At 61.7% G+C, this 23323-nt stretch carries 14 protein-coding genes and 2 pseudogenes; 11 read left to right on the top strand and 5 right to left on the bottom strand.

Features of this window, described 5'->3' with window-relative positions:
• The first annotated feature begins 58 nt into the window (after window positions 1–58).
• From AB6809_RS10665 to AB6809_RS10655, 3 genes are all read left to right on the top strand, one after another.
• Window positions 59–1561 carry an efflux transporter outer membrane subunit gene (locus tag AB6809_RS10665; RefSeq protein WP_371026715.1) on the top strand — a complete coding sequence of 501 codons (1503 nt, stop codon included), beginning with the start codon at window positions 59–61 and terminating at the stop codon, window positions 1559–1561.
• 73 nt (window positions 1562–1634) lie between these two features.
• Window positions 1635–2609 carry a LysR family transcriptional regulator gene (locus AB6809_RS10660; protein ID WP_006051408.1) on the top strand — a complete coding sequence of 325 codons (975 nt, stop codon included), beginning with the start codon at window positions 1635–1637 and terminating at the stop codon, window positions 2607–2609.
• Window positions 2609–3310, top strand: a complete 702-nt coding sequence (locus tag AB6809_RS10655; protein WP_371026596.1) for a TetR/AcrR family transcriptional regulator — start codon at window positions 2609–2611, stop codon at window positions 3308–3310. The genes AB6809_RS10660 and AB6809_RS10655 overlap by 1 nt, the downstream gene beginning before the upstream one ends.
• A gap of 173 nt (window positions 3311–3483) precedes the next feature.
• On the opposite strand, the gene AB6809_RS10650 is transcribed toward AB6809_RS10655, so the two are convergent.
• The 3 genes from AB6809_RS10650 to AB6809_RS10640 all read right to left on the bottom strand — a co-directional run bounded on the left by AB6809_RS10650 (window position 3484) and on the right by AB6809_RS10640 (window position 6283).
• Entirely contained in the window at window positions 3484–3963 is a 480-nt protein-coding gene (locus AB6809_RS10650; RefSeq protein ID WP_371026595.1) for a hypothetical protein, read from the bottom strand.
• A 92-nt stretch (window positions 3964–4055) separates the two neighbouring features.
• Window positions 4056–5054 (bottom strand): zinc-binding alcohol dehydrogenase family protein, encoded by a 999-nt coding sequence (locus AB6809_RS10645; RefSeq protein WP_371026594.1) that lies wholly within the window; start codon window positions 5052–5054, stop codon window positions 4056–4058.
• A 23-nt stretch (window positions 5055–5077) separates the two neighbouring features.
• Window positions 5078–6283: an MFS transporter gene (locus AB6809_RS10640; protein WP_371026714.1), complete on the bottom strand. Its 1206-nt coding sequence runs from the start codon at window positions 6281–6283 to the stop codon at window positions 5078–5080.
• Between the two features lie 137 nt (window positions 6284–6420).
• On the opposite strand from AB6809_RS10640, the gene AB6809_RS10635 reads away from it, so the two are divergent.
• A complete protein-coding gene (locus AB6809_RS10635) occupies window positions 6421–7287 on the top strand; it encodes a LysR family transcriptional regulator (protein WP_053858335.1) in 867 nt (288 codons plus the stop codon).
• Between the two features lie 509 nt (window positions 7288–7796).
• On the opposite strand, the pseudogene AB6809_RS10630 reads toward AB6809_RS10635, so the two are convergent.
• Window positions 7797–7969, bottom strand: a pseudogene (locus AB6809_RS10630) (hypothetical protein); the annotation flags it as partial.
• A 717-nt stretch (window positions 7970–8686) separates the two neighbouring features.
• Here AB6809_RS10630 and AB6809_RS10625 point away from each other — a divergent pair.
• The 3 genes and pseudogenes from AB6809_RS10625 (at window position 8687) to AB6809_RS10615 (ending at window position 10923) form a co-directional block, all read left to right on the top strand.
• Window positions 8687–9268, top strand: a complete 582-nt coding sequence (locus tag AB6809_RS10625; RefSeq protein ID WP_371026593.1) for a chemotaxis protein CheB — start codon at window positions 8687–8689, stop codon at window positions 9266–9268.
• Between the two features lie 326 nt (window positions 9269–9594).
• Window positions 9595–9900: a hypothetical protein gene (locus AB6809_RS10620; protein WP_371026592.1), complete on the top strand. Its 306-nt coding sequence runs from the start codon at window positions 9595–9597 to the stop codon at window positions 9898–9900.
• Window positions 9901–10232: 332 nt separating this feature from the next.
• Window positions 10233–10923, top strand: a pseudogene (locus AB6809_RS10615) (phosphatase PAP2 family protein).
• 207 nt (window positions 10924–11130) lie between these two features.
• Here AB6809_RS10615 and AB6809_RS10610 read toward each other — a convergent pair.
• The gene (locus AB6809_RS10610; RefSeq protein WP_371026591.1) at window positions 11131–11604 is read right to left on the bottom strand and encodes a DUF2254 family protein; all 474 of its coding nucleotides are present in this window, start codon (window positions 11602–11604) and stop codon (window positions 11131–11133) included.
• A 204-nt stretch (window positions 11605–11808) separates the two neighbouring features.
• Between AB6809_RS10610 and AB6809_RS10605 the strand changes: the two genes are divergently transcribed.
• The 4 genes from AB6809_RS10605 (at window position 11809) to AB6809_RS10590 (ending at window position 23306) form a co-directional block, all read left to right on the top strand.
• Window positions 11809–12453: a hypothetical protein gene (locus AB6809_RS10605; protein ID WP_053858331.1), complete on the top strand. Its 645-nt coding sequence runs from the start codon at window positions 11809–11811 to the stop codon at window positions 12451–12453.
• A 919-nt stretch (window positions 12454–13372) separates the two neighbouring features.
• Window positions 13373–21979, top strand: a complete 8607-nt coding sequence (locus AB6809_RS10600; RefSeq protein WP_371026590.1) for a GH36-type glycosyl hydrolase domain-containing protein — start codon at window positions 13373–13375, stop codon at window positions 21977–21979.
• A gap of 78 nt (window positions 21980–22057) precedes the next feature.
• Window positions 22058–22501, top strand: coding sequence for a hypothetical protein (locus tag AB6809_RS10595; protein WP_371026589.1), 444 nt, complete (start codon window positions 22058–22060; stop codon window positions 22499–22501).
• Between the two features lie 391 nt (window positions 22502–22892).
• Window positions 22893–23306, top strand: coding sequence for a type II toxin-antitoxin system HicB family antitoxin (locus tag AB6809_RS10590; RefSeq protein ID WP_371026588.1), 414 nt, complete (start codon window positions 22893–22895; stop codon window positions 23304–23306).
• The last annotated feature ends 17 nt before the right edge of the window (window positions 23307–23323 follow it).

The raw sequence follows: 23323 nt of genomic DNA, 5'->3' as shown, positions 1-23323 counted from the left end.
CAGCGGAGCGAAACCGGCGTGCCGGCGGCAGGCGGCTGAAGACGGACGTCACACGGTCATGCGCCGGCCTTCAACGAGCCTGCTCCGTGTTATATGCGTGGGCGTAGCAATCGCGACGGGCCTGGGGGCTTGTGCGGTGGGGCCGGATTATGCGGCGCCCACTACGCAGCTTGTGCCGTTCCATAACCGGGTTGAGACAAGCACCCAGCAAGCGGCCAGACCGTCTCCGCACCTCGACACCTGGTGGACCGGATTTGATGATCCAATGCTCGTAACCGTCGTTCAGCGTGCTCTTGCGCAGAACCTGGATCTTGCGGCAGCGTTTGCCCGCGTTCAGCAGGCGCGGGCGGTCGCAGCGGGGGCGGGCGCGCAGCTTCTGCCAACGCTCGATTTCGGCGCGACGGGCACCGCCGAGCATCAGAGCCTGTTAAGTCCGGTCGGCACCATCGCGAAAACGTTTCCTGGCTACAGTCGCGACCAGCGCGAATACAACGTTGGGGCTACCGCGAGCTGGGAAATCGATCTGGCCGGCGGACTGCGCCGCAGCGCCGCTGCGGCGCGTGACGAAGTGCAGGCGGCCGAGGCTGAGCAACTCGGCACGCGGATTACGGTGGCCGCCGACGCCGCCGATGCATACCTGCAGGTCAGAGGGTTCCAGACGCGGCTTGCGGTGGCGCAGGATCAGATTGACACCGACGGACGCCTTCTTGAGCTTGTCCGGGTGCGGCGTCGCGCTGGCGCGGCGGACGAGAGGGAGATTGCCCAGGCCGAGGCTCTGCTAAAACAGGCAAGGTCCACTGTACCTATCCTGCGCACGTCGCTTGAGGCGCAACTAAACCGCCTGGATGTGCTGATGGGTGCCCAACCGGGTACGTACGCGCATGAACTGTCCGTCTCCTCCACCATCCCCGCGATCCCGAAGATTGACGATAACGACCAGCCACTGGACGTCTTGAGGCGTAGACCTGACATCATCGCGGCGGAGCGGCGAGTGGCCGCTTCAAGTGAGCGGATCGGCGCGGCAATCTCGGGCTATTACCCGAAGATCTCCCTGTCTGGCGCGCTTGGCTTTGACAGCGTGAGCACCAATCACCTCTTTACCGCGGCAGCGTTTCAGCCGGTCGGTACGGGGGCGCTTCGGTGGCGTCTGTTTGACTTCGGGAAGGTGGATGCGGAGGTTAAGCAGGCGCGAGGCGCGAACGCAGAGGCGCTTGCACTGTATCGCCAGGCGGTGCTCAAGGCCGCTGAGGATGTTGAGAACGCGTTCACAGCGCTTTCCCAGACAGAGGCTCGACGGCAGGAGTTGCAGGATGAAGTGGCATCACTGACGCGCGCCCGCGACTTGTCCGAACGCGCCTACAGAGCAGGGGCCATAACCCTCACAGATGTGCTGGACGCGGACCGTCAACTCCTCGTCGCGCGTGACGATCTGGACAGCTCACGCGCGGACGTGGCGCGCGCTGCGGTCGGGGCATTTCGTGCGCTGGGCGGCGGCTGGGACATCTCCCCGGACGCCCGCGTGGCAACGAATAGTTCTCCACCGGCGGTTCCGGTCAGGTGAGATGCCTGGGCCGTTGCCTTGTCTCCTTCGTGAGCCGGGTGGTTGTCTGGTACGGCGTCGACTCGGAGACGATATGGACCGGTTTCAGTCAATGCAGGTGTTCGCCAGGGTGGTCGAGCTGAACAGCTTTTCCCGTGCGGCGGACGCGCTCCGTCTTCCGCGTTCGACGGTGTCTGTTGTGGTCAGGAAGCTGGAAGCACACCTGCGGGTTCGTCTGATGCAGCGGACGACCCGACACCTTAGTCTTACTCCGGAAGGAGCGGAGTACTACAGGCATTGCATACGTATCCTGGCCGAGATCAGGGAGTCGGAAGAGATGCTTGCTAGCGCTCGGAACGGACCGCGAGGTCGGCTTTCCGTGCAGATCGCGACGGCGCTTGGAAGAATTGTCGTCTTGCCAGCCATCGACGACTTTCACAAACGGTTCCCCGATCTCGAGCTGATGATCGGTCTGGATGATCGGCCCATTCACCCGAGCGATGAGAACCTCGACTGTACAATCCGTATGGGGGAGCCTGAAGACCCAGGCGTCATTCAGCGCCGGCTGTGTGATCTGGAGATAGTGACCGCTGGCAGCCCCGACTACCTTGTCCGTTACGGCGAACCTCAACGCGTGGAGGATATTCCGCAACATCTTGCAGTGCACTGCCTCTCACACGCTACCGGAAGAGTCGCGAACTTCATGTTTGACATCAACGGTGATGCGGTCGAGGTCGGCTTGCCGGCTGCGCTTTCAATCAGCGACGCGGAGAGCTGTGCAATATGCAGCGCTAACGGCATGGGACTAATTCAGGCTCCCCGGTTCATACTTGCGCCATACCTGAACTCGGGCGCACTCGTCGAAGTGCTGTCTCAGTGGCAGCCAGGGCCGATGCCGGTTGCAGCCGTGTTTCCGCACCGCCGGCAGATCGCCCTTAAGGCACGCGTCTTTGTGGAGTGGGCGGCGGAGCTATTGGAAAAAAGCCCTTTATTTCTGGGTAACCTCGATCTTGGTAATCCGTCTTCGAGTGGCTATCGCGTCGACGCAGAGGCGCCTTTGATCGACTGATGGCCCCGCCGGTGGTGGACCCGAAAGGCGCGACGATTCGCGTCACTCCCTACGCAATGAGTGCATCTCCGACTTGCGCCGGCAAGCTGGATGTTATATCAAATCTAAATCAACGAAAGATCATCGAGGTCATGAGAAAATCCAGACAGGAGGCGGCCGAGACCCGCCAGCGCATCGTCGAGGCGGCGTCCAGCCGGTTTCGGGAAAACGGCATAGACGGGACTGCCGTCGCCGATCTTATGTCGCAGGCGGGCCTGACGCACGGCGGATTCTACAAACATTTCACATCGAAGGAACACGTAGTACTGGAGTCGCTACAACTCGCCGCTGGGTCGCTGCGCGAATCGATGGAAGCGTCGCTGTCGCGTTCGACCGACGTCCGAGGTCTGAATGCGGCAATCAACGACTATCTTTCTCTGGAGCATCGGGACGATCCTGGCAGCGGCTGTCCCTTCGTCGCACTTGCAGGCGAGTTGGCACGCTCCAGCGACGAGGTGCGCGACGCGGCCACGGAGGGCGTCGTGAACCTTGTCAACCTCATCGCAAGCCGTCTCACCGAACTGCCACCCGCTGCGGCAAGGAAGAAGGCGCTTGTCATGCTATCAACCATGATGGGCGCACTTACGATGGCGCGTATGGTGAACGACGAGCAACTGTCGTCGTCCATCCTTCGAGAGGCCAAGAAAGCGCTGCTGCCATGACTTTCGCGGCAGCAGCCATGTTTATGACAGGCGACGGCCAACTTGATCGGCAATGAGGACCTGGATCAGCGGTGAGTTGTGCTATTTCGCGAGTTCGGACTAAATCGCGGCGGGTCAGGGCGACGGCACTGGCAAGATGATTTCCGACGCGATTTTCCATTGACCATCCAGATTCAGCATTGAATGATCATGATAAACGGACGCGGAGATGGATCCTGGCCGCCGTAGCTGATGGCGATTTTCATCGGCGCATACGTCTGTGCGACTGTTGAAGAAATGCCCACGACCTTTAGTTTTGCCCAGTCGGGAAACAGTGTGAGTGTGCCGGCCGCGTATATATCCCGAAGCTTGCGCGCCACTGATTCAGATCCCCAAAAACCCGCCCAGCTTCCCTCTGCGGGATCGACGCTTTTGGCGACCAGCAGCGCTGACGGTGAGTCCCAGAACATCTTCTCTATGGCTGCAGCGTCGTGACGGTTTGCCGCCAATGTCAATTGCCGGAAGCGGTTCTTCACATCTTCAAGCGATCCATCGGGCAATGGGTGCGCGGAGTCAAGATTCGCAGGAGCCACATCCGTTTCTGCGCCGTGCGTTGCGCCTGCAGACATCAACGCACCAGCGAGCGCGGCCGCGGCGAGGTATATTTTTTTCATAAATAATCCTGGGGATTGCGATCTTCAAGGAGAGCGTTCAGCGAGCGGGACCATGACTGATCTGCGCGAACGCGTTGGAGCAGGGCCATTGATCAGTACCTCGGATCGAGGACGATGACGCCCTGGGCTTCCCGGCGTTCGAGCATGGCGTGCGCATCGGCCGCGCGGCTCAGCGGGAGCGTAGCCGCAACCCTCGGTCGAATCAGTCCTTGTGCAATGCCGTCTTTCAGGAAGCGCAGACCACGTTGGATAAGATCCGGGCGCTGAAAAAACGAGGGCAGATAGACTCCGGTCAGCGTTTGCGCTTTTGCCATCAACCGACGCGGCGCGAGAGGTTTGCCGGGGCCGCGCGTCGAACCGATGACAACGCATCGGCCAAGCATGCCAAGGCAGGCGAAGTTCTCGTCGAAGACGTCGCCGCCGATTGTTTCGAGGATCACGTCAACGCCTTTGCCGTCAGTGAGGCTCAGGACCGATTCCGGCCAGTGCGGCGAGTCATAAGCAATCGCATGGTCGGCGCCACGGCTCAGTACGAAGGCTCGGCGGGTGTCTGAACTCGCGGTCCCGATCACCGTGGCCGCACCGAGTACTTTCGCAATCTGGACCGCGAGGTTGCCGACGCCGCCGGCTGCGCCATGAACCAGCACGCTTTCGCCCGGGCGCAGCACTGTGCAAACCTGAAGAGCGAGAAATGCAGTCACGCCCTGACACGGCACGCTCGCCATGACGACGTCATCGGTATCGTCTTCGAGTTCAACGAGCATGTCAGCGCGAGCCACTGCGCGTTGCGCGTAAGCGCCCTTCGACATCAGGGCCATCACCTTGCGCCCAACCAGGTGGTCGTGCGCCTCGGTGCCGGCATTCAGCACACGGCCGACCACTTGCAGCCCGCCGACCTGAGGTAGCGTCACGCCGCCGACCTGCGTCTCTGCCCGGTTGTAGACACCCATGCGCTCCCGAACATCCGGAAAATTGACACCGATAGCAGTGGTCTCGATCAACACTTCGCCCGCTCGCGGCTCGGGGTCGGGCAATCCGACGTACTCGAGGACTTCGGGGCCTCCGAATTTTCGATACTGAATGGCTTTCATTGAGGACTTCCTGTTTGATGGGATCATGCCTCGCCTGGGTGAGAGCGGATCGAGTCCGACTTCGCCCAGAGGGCAATGCCGAGTTGCCCTGACAGGGCGATGACGACCAGTGCCGTAGATAACATCGGCAACTGCGTAAGGCGGATGCCCGCGGCAAGGGCGAGCCCGCTCAGCGCAGCGCCGGCAGCACTGCCGAGATAGTGCGCGGAGCTCTGTAATGCGACGACGACGCTTGCTTTATCCGGATGCAAAGTCAGCAATCTGTGTTGTTGTGGCGCCTGCGAGGACCACGCCGCGGCGCCCCACACACCAAACAGGGCGAGAGCCGCTGCGGGATAGGGCAGCGCTGGCCCCAGGGTTCCGAAAACCGCGAGCATCAGAATCTGTACGACCGACATCACCCATTCCGGGTGGCCTGTGGCGTCGATCAGCGCGCCGCAGAAGTAGATGCCGAGAACCCCGCCTACACTCCAGGCCCACAGATAAGGTAACGGATCAGTGATGCCGCCGCTCGCGCGCAGCAGCGGTGCCACGAAGGTGTAGAGCCCGATTGATGCGGCAGATGTGACGAATGAAACAGCAATGGTTGCAGCGACACGAGGGTCGACCAGTACTGCAACGCGTTGGCGAAGCGAAGGTGGTGTCGAGGCGGCGATTTCAGGCATGCGCGAAACGACGCCCGTGAATGCGATTCCACCTAGCGCCACTATCAGCCACATCGCGCTTCTCCAGCCGAAACCGTGAGCGACGATGAGACCGCACGGTACGCCGACGGCGGTGCCCAGTGCGAGGCCGCCCACGACGACACCGAGTGCGCGGCCTCGTCGTTCCTGAGAAACCATGCTTGCAGCAGCACTGAAGGCGCTGGGACCATATAGGCCTGCGCCGACTCCGGCCGCTGCGCGCGACAGGAGCAGGACGGGGAAGCTCGTTGCGAGTGCGCTAAGCGTGTTCGCGAGCGTGAAAAGGATCAGCGCTGCGCCTAGCACGCGCCGCACGGGCTTGCCTGCCGTCAGTGCGCCAAACACCGGCGCTGCAACGGCATAACACGCGGTGAACATTGTGACTGTTTGACCTGCCACGGAGGCGGAGACCGCGAAGGTGTTGGCGATGCCGGGCAGCAAGCCCGCCATGATGTACGCGTCGATGCCAAGCGCAAACGTGCCGAGGCATAAGGGAAGAATCCTGATCAACCTGGCTCCTCGGGAATCGTTAATTTCCATCGCCATCAATAGATGCCACGCGATGCGACGCATGCACTCGGCGCCGGCATCACGATAAGATGTCAAGCATCATGCAAAATAGCACTGGTACCGGAAGTCGGAAACCCGGAAAGCATTCACATCGCTTGTGAGAATTTGCACCAATGTTCGACTGGAATGACATGAGACATTTCATCGCCCTGGCGGAGGCGGGCACTCTGTCGGGTGCGGCGCGCAAGCTGCAGGTGGATCACGCCACAGTTGCGCGGCGTATTGCAGCGCTCGAGCACGCGTTGGGAGAAACGTTGGTGGACCGCCTTGCGAGACGTTGGCGGTTAACCGAGGCAGGCCTCGACGTTGCGCGCGTCGCCGAGGGCATGCAGACGCAGGCTCATGCATTGGAAATGGCGGTGCGAAGCCGTAACACGGGAGCGCGGGCGAGAGTCGTTGTCAGTGCTCCGCCTGCTTTCGCGAGCGTCTTCCTCGCGCCTCGTTTTGCCGAACTTGCTTCACGGCATCCCGAAATCGAACTGACGCTCCTGGGCACTCAGCCGATGATCTCGCTCAGTCGTCAGGAGGCGGATATTGCCGTTCGCCTGACTCAACCTACAGAACCAAGCTATGTTTCCCGCAGGATCGGAAGCGTGAGTTATGGGTTGTATGCGGCGCAGGGCTACATCAGCCGGCCATCCGGCGAGTGGCAGTTCATTGCGTACCATGCGGCACTCGATCACGTACCGGAGCAGGTATGGCTGCTTGACTTCGCGGGTGGCCGCCGCATCGGGTTCAGGAGCAACGATCTGGTGAGCCAGCTTGCCGCGGCGCGCGAAGGTCTGGGCATTGCTGCGTTTCCCCACTTTTTTGCGGCAGACGATGAACGCGTAATCGCGCTGCCTGTGGACGCAGAAAAACTGTCGCGTGATATTTATCTGATCGCCCACGTTGACATGCGACGGCAGGCGGCCGTGCGTCTCGTGATGGATTTCATTGCGGAGAAGTTCGTCAATGACTTTGACAACGGGGAGCGGTAGAACGAACAGTGCACAACAACATCAAGAAACAGAAGAGGTTCAGGGCACTTGAGAACGACATGAGGGGCTTCATCCAATTTCTCAGCGTGGAACGTGAAAGGCTTGCGGATAACATGACGGGCCTACGCAAGGGCATCGATGAATGGAAGGCCCGGCAGAATCGCGAGCTAGAAGCGGGGTCCTATTACGATAGCTCTTCTGCTGATGGATGAAGCCGCCAGTAGATTGCTGGGTTTGGGCTGAAAAAAGCGACCCCTTGGTCGCCTGACGCCTGTTATAGACACCATCTAACCACTGCTGGAAGCGCTGGCGGCCGCGGCGCCGGCAGCCTTGGGAGGCGTACTATATCGCTTGATGGCGGCACCGATATCGGCGTCCGGATACTCGCCGTTTGCAAAGAAACAGCGTGCTTTAGCCGCATCGTCACGAACTTTGTTAAGGCTGGATACGAGCGCTGTTTCGTCACCTTCCAATTCCTCGATAGCCGCCCCTGCGTCCGCAATTGCCAACGACGCTTTGACGGCTTGCGCCACGACACCTGCGGCTTTCAGTTCGCGGGTAGCTATTTCATTGAAGCGCAGCGTCGGACTCATTCGCGCAGCATGCCGATCCTGATCCAGAAAGCCGCTTGGGCGTTGATCGACCGGCAGGACACTGTGCTTGCCTTACGTATCTGCTGAATGGCAACGAGTGGCCAGTTGGAGCCCCTATCGCGGGACCGGCGCAACGTTACATGACGTGTTGGTCAGCGCGGATCGATGCGCCGGAGGCCTGGTCAGTGCCATCCGCGAAAGAACGCGCGGAACTCGGCAGCAGGAAGCGGGCGACTGATGAGATAGCCTTGGACTACATCGCAGCCCTCCCTGGCGACCGTCCCCGCTGCTGCTCTGTTTCGACGCCTTCGGCAACGGTGGCCATGCCTGCAGCATGCGCCAGCGTAATCACTGCCCGTATGATGCTACCGCATTGGGTTCATTGCCAGGCGCCCACGCGAGTGCTTTATCGATCTTCAGCGTGTTGATAGGCAAGCGCATCAGATGGCTTGGCGCAAAACCGCGAGTATTGTCGAGGCCGACCCTCGACATGCATTGTGCGGCGGCGTGAACAGCGGGCGAGCCTCTAACTGGTGATAATCGCGACGCCGCTTTCTGGAACAAAAAATGCGCACGCCCGTTACATACCATGAGGAAAAGCGGATGAATCGGAGATACCCCGACATCTGGAGGACGGGAGTCTGATGGCCAATGCGCAGAAAGGCCAAGCTCTAGCTCTTTTGGTCGACCTGACTACCCATCTAGCCCGATGACGGAGCACTCGCGGTTTTAAACGGTTTGCTCAACCAAGTCGCGTAATTAGGGGATCGATTCAGACGTCGGCGCAATCTCAATGAGGGAGTGGGATGGCAAACCGTAATATCGTGGCTATTGGCGCGTCTACTGGTGGACTCGATGCACTATCTACTCTCGTGTCGGGTTTGGCACAAGATTTCCCAGCGGCCCTGTTGATTGTATTGCATACGGCACCGTCCAGCCCCCGCCTGCTTGCCGCGATCGTCAGCCGCTCTACTTCTCTGCCAGTCAGGTACGCCGAGGACGGCGATACACTTGAGAACGGGTGCATCTTCATTGCGCCACCCGATTGCCACATGATCGTCCGCGACCCATGCCACCTGGGATCTGACTGCGGTCCCAAGGTGCAATTTGTACGTCCGTCTATCGACAAGCTGTTTGAGTCGGTCGCCCAGGTTTTTGGCATTGGCGCGATCGGGGTCGTGCTGAGCGGCCGCGCTCACGCCGGCTCGAATGGGCTTAGTGCAATCACCGCGGCCGGAGGCGTTGGTATTGTTCAGGATCCTTTGGACGCACGGGCGGCCGAGATGCCCGCCAGTGCTATCGCGGGCGGCCACCCGAAATTCGTGCTGCCGGTAGTGCAGATAGCGTCGCTACTCTCGCGCCTCGTTCAAGAAGAGATTGATTCCTGAGATCGGGATCCCTTCGTTAAGAGGCGTTGGCCCTTACAAGCCCTTGACGGGTCGTACTGAGCCGACAGCATCATGCAGAGATCGGCCATGAAGAGTCTTTCGCGCCGTGGGATGCGCGGACGCTCAATCGTCTCCATCTCACGGCAAAGCTGCCCTGTGCCCGACGGCAATTGACGCGGTTCAGGCCGTCGGCATCGTTATCGTGCATTCCCGCGCGAGGCGTTCGAATGTGAACCGATCTTCCATTTCCTCCGGCGTCAGAGAGTGTCGCGCCGGGGTGCACGCGCAGATGTAACCCGCGGGTCGGACATGCGGGAGCACGGAAAATGGCTGCTGATTCCGCACTGAGCCGTCGCTCGTCGGACTTTGTCCGGGCCAAGATGGAAGAGCAGCCGGTGAAGTGGCCGACAGTACCTTTACAAAACCGCCGCATGTTCCATGGTGAAGCCCGACTCGGCGCAACGCCCCGCCAACCATCCTTTTCGCCCGACTCCTATGATCTGGTCTACCGCGCGGCAAACAAGCGCCAACGGCCGGAGAAGGTTCGATGCCACACCGATCCTGCGAATATCGCGGAGGAGAATAGAGCGACGGATGTCTTCAACAACGTTGCCGGCCGAAAAATCGCCTAAAGGACGCTATCGGCCATACATCTGTGGTCGCCCGGCTTCGCGACCTGGAAGCCAAAGGCGAACGATCCCATGCGAGGTTCACCGGATCCAGACGGACGTGGTGTCGAGAGCATATACCCATGCTCAAACGGTAACGCGCTGCCGCAACTCCCTGCGACCGCCACGCGCTTTCTCGAAGGAGGCTTGCGGCGTTGACGGCTAACGTTTGTGAGTGTGAAGCATGTGCTGCGACGACACGCTCGAGAGGTCGGATATCGATGAACTCGTCATCGCTCCGATCCAACGTTTGGCTGCGCAGTTCCATAACTAGAAGATCGGGAGAAGATGCAAAGATGAACCCTTTCGATACGGCAATCCAGGCTTTTCTGACGCACACTGCGATGACTTGCGGTGTATTGAACCACCCGATAAGAGTCATCGCGGACCTCTACACATTCAAAGGCCTGGTGCTCGTACCCGTATTGTGGTGGATATGGTTCAAACCCAGCCAGCGGGGCGAATGGGAGCGTGAAATGGTTGTCGCGACGATCGCGAGCGGTCTTCTCGCACTCGCGGTGTTCAGGCTTATCGCCCGATATTTGCCATTCCGGATGCGGCCCATGTTCAATCCCGACCTGCACTTCAATTTTCCGTCAGGTGGCGTCGATCCGGCCGTACTGCCCGCGTGGAGTTCGTTTCCGAGTGACCACGCGATGTTGTGGATTTCGGTTGCGATGGGAATTTTCCTGGTTCGACGCGGCGTCGGCGTGCTCGCACTTTTATACACCGCGATCGTCATATTACTGCCGCGCTTATCTCGGCTGGCACTATCCGACCGACATACTCGCGGGGGCGGCGATTGGGGTGATCATCACCTGGAGCATGACTCGGGACCCCATTAGGACCCGCTTTTCAGCTCCGATCCTCGGATGGATGCAAAGATTCCCCGGGCCTTTCTATGCCGTGATGTTTGCTTTGTGTTTTGAACTGGTGACCCAGTTCAACGAGCTACTTGTTCTCGGCCGGTCCCTGGTGCAAGGCTGACGGTCGCGCGATCGAGCAGTGCCAATTCGACGCGCAACGCGTCATGACGATGTTCCGGAAGGCTCTGAACGAGATTCTCAATGGCCGCGGACAGACGTCGCGCGATCTAAACGCTGCCCGCGCCGTACTGTCGTATCTCAGTGAAAACTGATATGCACGAAGTCTTCCCAATTGGGCGTCCGCAAGATCATGCGCACCTGCCCCGACTTATCCACCATCTCTTCGATGTGCGGAGACCGTTTGCCCACCACGCGCAATAGTCGGTGCAAACTGGTCGATGGCAAGCACGGCCGTCGTCGGATCGTTGATCGCCGCCGACAGCGCTTTCAGCGCAATATCGACCAGGATGCGAAACGCGAACATAGGGTCCTGCTCCATGCTGCGTTCCGTCCGGAAAGCGACCAGGGTGCGGAGCCTCCTCTCATCGATTGCGCCACAATTCCCGTACAGATAGAACAGGGGTTCGTCCACCGCGACGAAATCACCCACTTGCGGTACGAATTCAATGATTGAGTCAGTGCGCCGCGCCTTGGCCACCAGCCATTCCAGATTCACCGCCAGAACGATGCCAGATTTGCCGCGATGATGAACAATCCGATCCGGTACGCCTCTGTCCTCCTCGCGTCCGGCGGGGTAAGAAGCATTCGAAAATCTCTTGCAATGCTGAGGCTGCCGGATCATCAATCCCCATAGCTACGATGCATCCGACATCCGGCGAAAGGGGCGGCGGCACAAGCCGTGCGAGCGCCGCCGCGCAAGCGGGAAAAAGTGTAATGGCGCAGAATTGGATGGTGAGTACCTTCAAACGCGCGTGAGAGGAAGCGGTGCCAGACTTCGCTCATCAGGGCTTTCCGTTACCGAGGCAACTTTGCTGTAGAGGAACCAATGAAGAAAGGAAAGACAAAACTCACCCGCCATGATGCTGAGCGCCTTTTCGAGGGGCTGCCCGTCAGTAAGACGACAGGATCGAGCCGGCCGGAGAACCCATTCGAAGCAGGGGTGTTCGACGTGGTCGAGCGCGTCGACGACGAAACCAAACTCTGGAAAGACAGCCTCATTACTCTTCCGATGTCGATCGAGTTGCCGACCGGCTACGAGTCGGTCTCGCGCCTGCGCGAGGCGATGGCGCGGGCCTGGCGCGTGAAGTGGGTGAGGGAGGGCAAAAACGAGGTTGTCGCGGAGTTTCCGGAAGGGTGGACCGCCGTTCGCCCCGAGACCGGCCCCATAGAGTTGCGAGATCCGTCCGGCGTGGTCCGTGCCTTATACGGGTGGGCCACGGATGCGGAACTCAGGATTCTTCCACGGTACGTTGTTGAGTCGCAGGCGAACAGATCGAGCGGACTGGGCAGCTTGCTTGTCCGTGATCGCGGGACCGGTCAAATTCTCGAGAGGTCGTCAACATGGTCGGCTCGAACCGGTACCAACCATCCAGATTGGGCCAGGCTGTCGGCGTGGCTCAGCTCACGCTATCCACAACACCACGACCCGCTGAGGTACTGGGAAGATTGCGAGGAAAACACACAAAACTGAGTAGCGGTGCAAAGTAGCTACCGACGGGCAACGAGACAGAGCGCGGCGATATCGTCGCGAGTCCCCTTAGTCGGTCCACCCTATCGCTACGTTCGGAGAGGGCGTTTGCTCCGATGGCATCGTGCATGCATGGCATGCGCCGGTAAATCCACACGATCCGGCGATCGTCGAGTTGGCCGGCTCGTCGGGAACGCATCTACACGGTACGAAAAAATATAAATCGCGACAGCGTCACCAGATGCGTTCACACTGGGCGACATGGCCGTTGCTTTTGCGACGGGCAAAACCGGGGAACCATATTGGCGAAGAGCACGATGCGCGGTAATCGCGAAGTTAAAAAGCCCAAACAACCCAAAAAGGTAGTGTCTCCTGCGGTAGGCGTGTCCCCAGCGCTTGCCTCGAAGACCGCCGCAGGCGGCGCACCGGCCAGGAAGAAGTAGCAGGCGCCTGGGACACGGATCCGTGTCCTTTCTGCTCCATCGTTTCCGTATGTTCAGCCGCAAGCTGCGTCGACGGGGCTGTGCATACGTGCTCCTGCCCGTCGCCGATTGCCGCACCGGTCACATCGAAGCTTATCTGCCAAATTTAGTGTGCCCCTCGACGGCAGCTACCGTTTTGCGCGGGGGCGAGTCATTGCCGACCGCTTCCGCAGAAGCCGCATAGCTGCTTGGTTGTCCTGACGGTTCCTCGCGTGTCCGCCCACACCGTGAATCAAGCCACATCCCGCAGGCGTGCATGCATGCGAAGGTGGGGTGTGGCCTCGCCGAAGGAAAGTCCCGATCATGTTCCAACTCGATGAGCCGTCGGTCGCTATTACGATGGCAAACCCGACGGCAAGCGCTGTGCGCGCCGCTAACATGACACGCCACCGCGACCGGTCCACCCGGCCGAACTCATCGGCGCCGCAGGAAGTGCGCCTGTGAAAACGATCCTCAGGTATGTCGCGAGACATCGTTCGCCGTCGGCGCCGTGGACCGACACCGCGCCGGTGCGCGAAGAGCTGTTCGGCGTCGAACGGCTCGAGCAACATGCGGAGAGCCTCGCTGCCGCGCAACCGGTCACGAAGACACCGCCTGCCGTTTTATCGCTGCACACGAGACTGAACGACAATGCCGCGGTCCTGCTCGCGGCCTACCGCGCGAGCGCCGAAGAACTGGAGCGCGGCCGGGGCGTGGTGCCCGCCGCGGAATGGCTGCTCGACAACTATCACCTCGTCGAGGAGCAGATCCGCGAGATTCGTGACGACTTGCCGCCCGGCTACTACCGTCAGTTGCCCAAGCTTGCCGCAGGTCCGTTCGCCGGGTATCCACGAGTGTTCGGTATCGCGTGGGCGTTCGTTGCGCATACCGACAGCCACGTCGACCCGCAGATCCTGCGGCGTTTCATCAGCGCGTATCAACGGATTCAGCCGCTGACAATCGGCGAATTGTGGGCCGTGGCGATCACGTTGCGCATCGTGCTGATCGAGAACCTGCGACGCCTGACTGACCAGATTACTGCTGGCCGCAGCGCACGCGCCGACGCCGATGCACTCACCGACCGTCTGCTCGAATCGGGGAGTGCCCGTTCGGCGCTCGAAGCGGACATTTCCACGCGCTCCTCAGGCCTGTTGTCGGAGCTGTTCGCCGCACAGCTCGCAAAACGGCTGCGTGACCAGGATCCGCGCATCACGCCGGCACTTGGCTGGCTGGAAGAGCGGCTCAAGCTTCAGGGCGTCTCTGTCGATGAAGTCGTGCAACACGCACAGCAGCGGCAGGGCGCGTCGAACGTCACCGTGCGCAATGTGATCACCAGCATGCGGCTGATTTCCGACATCGACTGGACCGAACTGTTCGAGAGCGTGAGTCTTGTCGACGCCCGGTTGCGCGCGGACAGCGGCTTTCCGACGATGGATTTCCCGACGCGCAATCTGTATCGCAGCGCGATCGAACAACTGGCGCGCGGCTCTTCTTTCACCGAACTCGAAGTCGCCGGACTAGCGCTGGAATCGGCCCGGGTGGCGGCGCTGGAAGCAGGCGATGGCGCACATGCGCAACGCGCCGGCGACCCCGGCTATCACCTGATCGCCGAGGGCCGGCGAGCACTGGAGCGGGCGATCGGATTCCGGGCGCCTGCGCGTCTGCGGATCACGCGCCTCAACGTCCGCCTCGGCATCCACGGCTATGTCGCCACAATCCTGACGCTCGCCCTGGCGTTACTGGCGCTCGCGTTGTGGGCACTATCCACACTGGCGCCGCCCGGTACCGAAGCCTGGGTACTCGCGTTGTTTGCCGTATGCGCATTCCTGCCCGTCACCGAGGTCACGACCGCGCTAATCAATCGCGCGGTGACATGGAGTTTCGGCGCAATCACGTTACCGGCTCTCGAACTGACTGCCGGCGTGCCGTCGTCATTGCGCACACTGGTTGCCGTGCCGACGCTTCTGACGAGCGAAGCCGATCTGCGCGAGCAGGTCGAACGCCTCGAAGTGCATCACCTCGCGGGAGCCGGTGGCGACCTGTCCTTCGCGTTGCTCGCGGACGGGCTCGATGCGGATCAGGAAGTGCTGCCGGACGACGCACACCTGCTCGCCGTGGCCGCCGGCGCGATCGACGAGCTGAACCGCCGTTACGAGCCAGGCCCCGGCGGCAGCCGTTTCCTGCTGCTACATCGCCGCCGCGTGTTCAATGCGAGCGAGAACAAATGGATGGGCTGGGAACGCAAGCGCGGCAAGCTGCACGAACTCAACCGCCTGCTGCGCGGTGCGACGGATACGACCTTTGTGTCGATCGCCGGCCGTGCACCGCAGGTGCCGCCCGAGGTGCGCTACGTCATCACACTCGACGCCGATACGCGTCTGCCACGCGACGCCGCGCTGCGGCTGATCGGCAAGATGGCGCATCCGCTGAACCGGCCGACGTTCAGCGACGCCGATCAACGCGTGGTCAACGGATACGCGATCCTGCAACCGCGTGTCACGCCATCGCTGCCCGTCGGGCAGGAAGGGTCACTGCATCAGCGCGTCTTCTCCGGGCCCGGCGGGATGGACCCGTACGCCGCGGCGGTGTCCGATGTCTATCAGGACCTGTTCGGCGAAGGGTCGTATACCGGCAAGGGCATTTACGACGTCGATGCGTTTGAGGCGGCTTTGCGGGGACGCGTGCCCGAAAACGCGCTGCTCAGTCACGATCTGTTCGAAGGGATTTTTGCGCGCGCCGGACTCGCGTCGGATGTCGAGGTGGTCGAGGAAGTGCCGTCGCGTTACGACGTGATCGGCAAGCGCCAGCATCGCTGGACGCGTGGCGACTGGCAATTGCTGCCGTGGATCGTCGGCTATCGCGGCCGGGACCGACACGCGATGCCGTCGATCGGCCGCTTCAAGATGCTCGACAATTTGCGCCGCTCGCTGCTCGCCCCCTTCATGGTCGCCGCGCTCGGCCTGTGCTGGCTGATGCCGATCCACGCCGGAATGGCAGGCTCGCTGCTGGTGCTAAGCGCGCTCGCGATTCCCGCATTCCTGCCGACGCTGTTCGCGATCCTGCCGCGCCGCAGCGGCATCCATCTGCGCAATCATCTGGACGTGCTGGCCGCCGATGTGCGGCTCGCAACCTTGCAAACCGTTCTGTCGACCGCGTTCCTCGCTGACCAGGCGTGGCGCATGGGCGATGCGATTATCCGCACGCTGATACGGCTGTTCGTGACGCATCGCCGGCTGCTCGAATGGACCACCGCCGCCCAGTCGAAGGGCAGCCCCCGACTCGACTTGCGCGGCTTTTATCGGCAGATGAAAGGCGGTGTCGCGCTCGGCCTTGTGCTGCCGGCTGGTGCGATCGCGTTTGCACCCTCGCACTGGCCGCTCGTGCTGCCGTTTGCGCTGTTATGGCTCGCCGCGCCGGCGCTCGCGCTGTGGTCGAGCCGGTCGCCGACCGTCGCGCGGCGTTTCGCGATGGCGGACGCGGACGCACGCAGCCTTCGCCTGATCGCGCGACGCACGTGGCGTTTCTTCGAGACCTTCGTTACGCCCGCAGAGAACATGCTGCCGCCCGATAATTTCCAGGAAGATCCGAAGCCGGTCGTCGCGCACCGCACCTCGCCGACCAACCTCGGGCTCTATCTGCTGTCGGCGGTTGCTGCGCGGGATTTTGGCTGGGCGGGGACGACGGAAACCGTCGAACGGCTCGAAGCGGCGTTCGCTTCGATGCACAAGCTCACGCGTTTCAAGGGGCATTTCTATAACTGGTACGGGACGCTCGATCTCCGGGTGCTGGCACCGGCGTATGTTTCGTCGGTCGATAGCGGCAATCTGGCCGGTCATCTGATCGTTCTCGCCAACGCGTGCGAAGAGTGGCCGCATGAATTGCTCGCGCCGGCCGCGCGGCCCGGATTGATGGATAACCTGCAACTCGCGCGTGAAGCCATCGACACGCTGCCCGCCGCAGGCGGTGAACATGGCAGGCAACTGGTTGCGATCCTCGAAGAGATCAGCAAGCAGTTGCACGGTCCGCAGGCGTTCGAAGCGCTGTCGCCATCGCTCACGCGGCTGACCGAAAAGGCCGCGAAGGCAGCGCGTGAACTCGTGCCCGCCGGCGGCGGCGATAGTTCTGCCGACCTGATGTTCTGGATCGACGCGTTGAGTAAAAGCCTGGTCGAACATGCCCGCGACCGGCAACAACTCATCGCGGCACCAGAGCTTCTGCAGGCACGCCTGAAGTCGCTCGCCGATACGTCGCGGGCGATGGCGCTCGAGATGGACTTCGCATTCCTGCTCGATCCGGAACGCAAGCTGCTCTCGATCGGCTATTCCCAATCCGACAACAGCCTGGACGTGAACTGCTATGACCTGCTGGCGTCCGAAGCGCGTCTCGCAAGCCTGTTCGCCATCGCGAAAGGCGACGTGACGACGCGCCACTGGTTCCGCCTCGGTCGCGCTGCAACGCCGGTCGGTGACGGCTCGGCGCTGATCTCGTGGTCGGGGTCGATGTTCGAATACCTGATGCCCTCGCTGGTGATGCGTGCACCGGTCGGCAGCCTGCTCGAGCAGACAAGCCGTCTGGTGGTGGAACGGCAAGCCGCGTATGGGCGTTCGCTCGGCATCCCGTGGGGCATTTCGGAATCGGCGTACAACGCACGCGACATCGAATTTACCTACCAGTATTCGAATTTCGGCGTGCCCGGCCTTGGCCTCAAGCGGGGGCTTTCGGAGAACCGGGTGATCGCACCGTATGCAACGGGGCTAGCCGCGATGGTCGACCCACTAGCCGCGCGAGAGAACTACGCACGACTCGCCGCGCTCGGCGCGCTGGGTCGCTATGGTTTCTACGAAGCACTCGATTTCACCCGCTCGCGGCTACCTGAGAACGAGGATGTTGCGATCGTGCGCAATTTCATGGCCCATCATCAGGGCATGACGATCGTGTCGATCGCGAACACGTTGCTCGACGCGCAGATGCGGGCACGTTTTCATCGCGAACCCATGATCCAGGCCAGCGAACTGTTGCTGCAGGAGCGTATGCCGCGCAATGTCGCCGTCGCGCATCCCCGTGCCGAAGAAGTGAAAACGTCAGCAACGGTCGCCGGCGTCGTGCCGCCGACCGTACGGCGCCTCACAGCGTCGGCCGTTGCCGGCGCGGCGCCCGTGACACACCTGCTGTCGAATGGACGCTACGCCGTCATGCTGACTGCGACCGGCGCCGGCTACAGTCGTTGGCGCGATCTCGCCGTGACGCGCTGGCGCGAAGACGCAACCCGCGACGATTGGGGTTCTTTCATCTTCCTGCGCGACACGCAGAGCGGCCACGTCTGGTCGGCCGGCGCAAAGCCGGCTGATAGCGCTGCCGATTACGAAGAGGTTGTGTTCGGCGAGGACCATGCTGAATTCATCCGCCGCGACGGCTCGTTGACAACGACGATGGACGTACTGGTTTCCGGTGAAGCAGACGGTGAAGTGCGCCGCGTCTCGTTGGCCAACAGTGGACGCCGCGCGCGCGAGATCGAACTGACATCCTATGCGGAAATCGTGCTCGCGACGCCCGCTGCCGACAACGCGCATCCCGCCTTCTCACGGATGTTTGTCCAGACCGAGCACCTTGCGGAGTTCGGCGCGCTGGTGGCCACGCGCCGTCTGCGTTCGCACGACGAAAGACAATTGTGGGCTGCGCATTTCGCGGTTGTCGACGGCGAGATCGTTGCAGAGCCGCAATACGAATCGGATCGCGCGCGCTTTCTGGGACGCGGGCGCAACGCCGGCACGGCGGCAGCGATCTTCGACGATCAGCCGCTGAGCAATACTGCCGGGACCGTACTCGATCCGGTCCTTGCGCTCAGATATCGCGTGCTGGTGCCGCCGGGCAAGGTCGCGCGCGTGACGTTCTGGACAGTAGTGGCCGAGTCGCGAGCGCTGTTGCTCGATCTGGTCGACAAACACCATGACCGCAACGCGTTCGACCGCGCCAAAACGCTAGCCTGGACGCAGGCTCAGGTGCAGTTGCGTCATCTCGATGTCGAAGCCGACGAGGCTGCGGATTTTCAACGCCTCGCCGCGCCGGTTATTTACGCCGATGCGCGTTTCAGGGCGCCGTCGGACACGATCGTTCGAGGAGCAGGTCCTCAGTCCGGAGTCTGGCCGCACGCGATCTCGGGCGACCTGCCGATCGTGCTGCTGCGTATCGATGACGTCGAGGACATCGCGCAAGTCCGGCAATTATTGAGGGCGCACGAGTACTGGCGGATGAAGCGGTTGGACGTCGATCTCGTCATCGTCAACGAACGGGCTTCGTCTTATATCCAGGAGTTGCAGGGTGCGATCGAGACAGCCGTGCGCAGCAGCCAGTTGCGGCCGCGTATCGGCGAAGAGCTCGCGCAAGGGGCTGTCTTTACGCTGCGCGCCGATTTGATGAGCGTGGAGGCGCGGGCGCTGCTGCAATCGGTCGCGCGTGTCGCGTTGATCGCGCGCCGCGGTTCGATCGCCGACCAGCTCGCGCGCTTGCCGCAGTCGCCGGGACAGCCATTGGCGCTACGCCGGCAGAAGTCGCCGATGTCGTCGCCATGGCCCGCGGCGCCTCATCTGCCTCGCGCGCTTTCGCCGGTTGCATCGAGGCTCGAGTTCTTCAACGGTCTGGGCGGCTTCGATAAAGACGGCCGGGAATACGTGAGCGTCCTCGTGGCGGGCGCGACCACGCCCGCGCCGTGGATCAACGTGATCGCCAACTCCGGCTTTGGCTTTCAGGTCGCGGCGGAAGGCAGCGGCTACACCTGGGCCGAAAACAGCCGCGAGAATCAACTCACGCCGTGGTCGAACGACCCCGTCGAAGACCCGGCCGGCGAAGCCATCTATGTGCGCGACGAAGTCACTGGCGATGTATGGGGCGCCACCGCGTTGCCAATCCGCGACGGCGGGACGTATGTGGCGCGTCACGGGCATGGCTATAGCCGCTTTGAACACGAGGCGAATGGCATCGCGCTCGACTTGCTGCAATACGTGCCGCTCGCCGACCCGCTGAAGATTTCGAGGCTGACGTTGCGCAATCTGTCCGGCATGCCGCGCCGTCTGTCCGTGACGGCGTGGATGGAATGGGTCCTTGGCACATCGCGCGGCGCATCGGGACCCTTCATCGTGACGGAAATCGACTCCACTACCGGCGCGATGCTGGCGCGCAATCCGTGGAGCATGGGGTTCGCCGGGCGAGTCGCGTTCGCCGACCTGAGCGGCCGGCAGACCTCGTGGACGGCAGACCGCACCGAATTTCTCGGACGCAACGGACGGACTGCGGCACCCGCCGCGCTAACCGGCAACGCGCCGCTGTCTGGCGCAACCGGCGCGGGCCTCGATCCATGCGCGGCGTTGCAGCGCGTGATTGAGCTGGGCGTGGGTGAGACCGTCGAAGTCGTGTCGTTCGTGGGGCAATGCGCGTGCGTCGAAGACGCACGCGCATTGATCGAGCGTTATCGCAAGGCCGACCTCGACGCCGTCCTCGCCGAGGTGACGACCCAGTGGCAGAACGTGCTCGGCACCGTCCAGGTGAAGACCCCCGACCGCGCGATGGATCTGATGCTAAACGGCTGGCTGCTGTATCAGACGCTCGCATGTCGTGTCTGGGCACGCTCGGCGTTCTATCAGGCGAGCGGCGCGTATGGCTTTCGCGATCAGTTGCAGGACGGCATGGCGTTGACGCTGGCGCAGCCGGACGAGGCCCGGCGACATTTGTTGCGCACTGCGGCGCGGCAGTTCATCGAAGGCGATTTCCAGCACTGGTGGTTGCCTCAGTCGGGGCAAGGCGTGCGCACGCGGATTTCCGATGACCGCGTGTGGCTCGCGTTCGCGACGGCGACTTACATTGGCTGCGCGGGTGACGTCGCGATTCTCGACGAGATCGTGCCGTTTCTCGATGGACCGCCACTGCGACCTGGCGAGCACGATGCGTTCTTCCAGCCGATGGTCGCGGATGAATCAGCGTCGCTGTTCGAGCATTGTGCGCGGGGCCTGGATCAATGTATGGAACTGACCGGCGAGCACGGTTTGCCTCTGATCGGCACGGGTGACTGGAACGACGGCATGAACCGCGTCGGTGCGCACGGCAAGGGAGAAAGCGTTTGGCTTGGCTGGCTCTTATTGCGGACGATCGAATTGTTTGCCCCGCTGGCTGAATCGCGCGATGCGGCTTCCGTTGCGCACGCTGCGCGCTGGCGTGCGCATGCGGCCTCGGTGCGCGAGGCGCTGGAGCGTGAAGCATGGGACGGCGAATGGTATCGCCGGGCGACGTTCGACGACGGCACGTGGCTTGGCTCAAAAGACAGTGACGAGTGCCAGATCGATTCGATCGCGCAGTCGTGGGCGGTGCTGTCCGGCGCGGCAGATCCCGCCCGCGCGGCGCTGGCGATGACCTCGCTGGAAAAGCACCTGATCCGTCCGGACGACGGGCTTGCTTTGCTGTTCACGCCGCCATTCGATAAAACGTCGCACGATCCAGGCTATATCAAGGGCTATCCGCCGGGGCTGCGTGAAAACGGCGGGCAGTATAGCCACGCAGCGATGTGGGCGATCCTCGCGTTCACCAAAATGCGCGAGGGCAACAAGGCCGCCGCGCTGTTTTCACTGCTTAACCCCGTCAATCATGCGCGCACGCCGACAGAAGTCGACCGCTACAAGGTCGAGCCCTATGTCGTCGCCGCCGATGTGTACTCCGTGCCGCCGCACGCTGGGCGCGGTGGCTGGACCTGGTACACGGGGTCCGCTGGATGGATGTACCGGGCGGGTGTCGAGGGCATTCTCGGGATTTGTCGCGAGGGCGGTTTTCTCGTGATCGATCCGTGTATTCCGGACACGTGGCCGGGGTTTGAAGCAACGGTGACGATGGATTCGACGCGGTATGAGATTCACGTCGAAGCCGCTGACGAGCTCGATGTGACGCGCGCGGTGCTCGACGGCGCGAGTCTCGAATGTGGTGATGGACGGGTGCGCGTACCGCTCGATGCCGGCTCGCACAAGCTCCTGATTTCGCTTTGTCTCCGCGTAAGGGAAGACGTGAACTCGGGCGCGTACGTCGCGTGACGAAGCACGCATCGTGCTCCGAAAGGAAAACAGGAGACGAATAGTGGTAATGACAGGCAAATCCGACCGGAGCAAACGATGTTGGCATGGCACTACACCACGGGACAAAAGTTCCGGCAGATCAGCGCAAGCGGGATGCTCATCCCTGGCGGCATCGGGGCCGAGCCCACCGGGACGCCTGTACTGTGGTTTTCGCGTAATCAGCATTGGGAGCAAACCGCCGGCGACGAGTGCCATGAGACTGGGCAATCGGTGCGCCGTCTGACGATGCGTGAAACTTACGTAGCGAGCGGCGGGCTCGTGCGGTATGGATGCGATGTTAAACGCCTGTACGCCGGCGAAGTGCTGCGGCGAAAAGCACAGATGACCCACGAAGTCTGGGCGGCCTTGTATGCCGTTGGGAAATTGCAGCAGGCGTATCCTGCCGCGTGGTGCGGCTCGGTTGACTCAATGCCGGTTGATGGCATGGTAGTGCACGTGTTGAGCGAATCATTCAAATGGCAGCGCTTCGCAGCATGCTAGCCGATTGTCCGTCATTGATAATCGGGCTTTCTGGACCTGCATGAGCAGGTCGTCCCGGCGATGCAGGCGCGACGCACGCTTTCCTTTCACACTGTCACGATTTAGTTTGCTTTTCGACGGCCATGAGCGCATGGTGAAGATCCAGATGTACCTGACGGCCCTTTTTTCGCATCCGGACAGGTATCGGTTCATGACGGTCAGTATCGCTTAAGGAGCGCGCGATCATGACCATCTCCACTATCGAATACAGAGAGTACGAGCTATGTACGTACTCTGACCACGTATTCCTTCTGCATCGTGATCCGTATGCCAAAGGACCCAGGCAGTTCCCGTCGTTCGTACGCTATGACGTACCGCATGCGAGTCAGCACGCAGCTGAGTGGAGCAGGTCATGCAATATCCGCTTTATGTGCACCGTGATGGAACTGCCGGCTTTAGCGCCAGTTTTCCCGATCTTCCCCGAGCAGTTGCGAGCGGTGATTCGTTCGATAAGCTGAAACGCAACGCGCAAGAGGTTGTCGAACTGATGTATGACCGCAGCGAGCAACTCATACCCGCTCCAACCTGCAGTACATCCGAATTGCAATCGCTCGACATGGACGATGGGCAAGGGATCTGGATGTTCGTCGAGATCAACCTGACGCGGGTTACCTCGAAAGCTGTGAGCGTTCAATTCAGTCTGCCCGAGAGTCTGCTGCAGCGAGTGGATGCTGCAGCAAAAGAGCGACACTCGACGCGCTCCATGTTCTTTACGCTGGCTGCTGTGCACGAACTTGGAAACCGGGACGAAGGGCAATTGTGCTAGATGCCGGTTTTACGGTG

This window comes from Paraburkholderia sp. RCC_158, assembly GCF_041355255.1.
GTDB classification, from domain to species: Bacteria; Pseudomonadota; Gammaproteobacteria; order Burkholderiales; family Burkholderiaceae; genus Paraburkholderia; species Paraburkholderia graminis.
This window is presented reverse-complemented; position numbering and strand designations above follow the sequence as displayed.

Excerpts from the sequence above, each read along its gene's own strand:
- AB6809_RS10665 (WP_371026715.1), top strand. The coding sequence starts at position 59 with ATGCGCCGGCCTTCAACGAGCCTGCTCCGTGTTATATGCGTGGGCGTA.
- AB6809_RS10660 (WP_006051408.1), top strand. The coding sequence starts at position 1,635 with ATGGACCGGTTTCAGTCAATGCAGGTGTTCGCCAGGGTGGTCGAGCTG.
- AB6809_RS10655 (WP_371026596.1), top strand. The coding sequence starts at position 2,609 with ATGGCCCCGCCGGTGGTGGACCCGAAAGGCGCGACGATTCGCGTCACT.
- AB6809_RS10650 (WP_371026595.1), bottom strand. The coding sequence starts at position 3,963 with ATGAAAAAAATATACCTCGCCGCGGCCGCGCTCGCTGGTGCGTTGATG.
- AB6809_RS10645 (WP_371026594.1), bottom strand. The coding sequence starts at position 5,054 with ATGAAAGCCATTCAGTATCGAAAATTCGGAGGCCCCGAAGTCCTCGAG.
- AB6809_RS10640 (WP_371026714.1), bottom strand. The coding sequence starts at position 6,283 with ATGGCGATGGAAATTAACGATTCCCGAGGAGCCAGGTTGATCAGGATT.
- AB6809_RS10635 (WP_053858335.1), top strand. The coding sequence starts at position 6,421 with ATGTTCGACTGGAATGACATGAGACATTTCATCGCCCTGGCGGAGGCG.
- AB6809_RS10625 (WP_371026593.1), top strand. The coding sequence starts at position 8,687 with ATGGCAAACCGTAATATCGTGGCTATTGGCGCGTCTACTGGTGGACTC.
- AB6809_RS10620 (WP_371026592.1), top strand. The coding sequence starts at position 9,595 with ATGGCTGCTGATTCCGCACTGAGCCGTCGCTCGTCGGACTTTGTCCGG.
- AB6809_RS10610 (WP_371026591.1), bottom strand. The coding sequence starts at position 11,604 with ATGATCCGGCAGCCTCAGCATTGCAAGAGATTTTCGAATGCTTCTTAC.
- AB6809_RS10605 (WP_053858331.1), top strand. The coding sequence starts at position 11,809 with ATGAAGAAAGGAAAGACAAAACTCACCCGCCATGATGCTGAGCGCCTT.
- AB6809_RS10595 (WP_371026589.1), top strand. The coding sequence starts at position 22,058 with ATGTTGGCATGGCACTACACCACGGGACAAAAGTTCCGGCAGATCAGC.
- AB6809_RS10590 (WP_371026588.1), top strand. The coding sequence starts at position 22,893 with ATGCAATATCCGCTTTATGTGCACCGTGATGGAACTGCCGGCTTTAGC.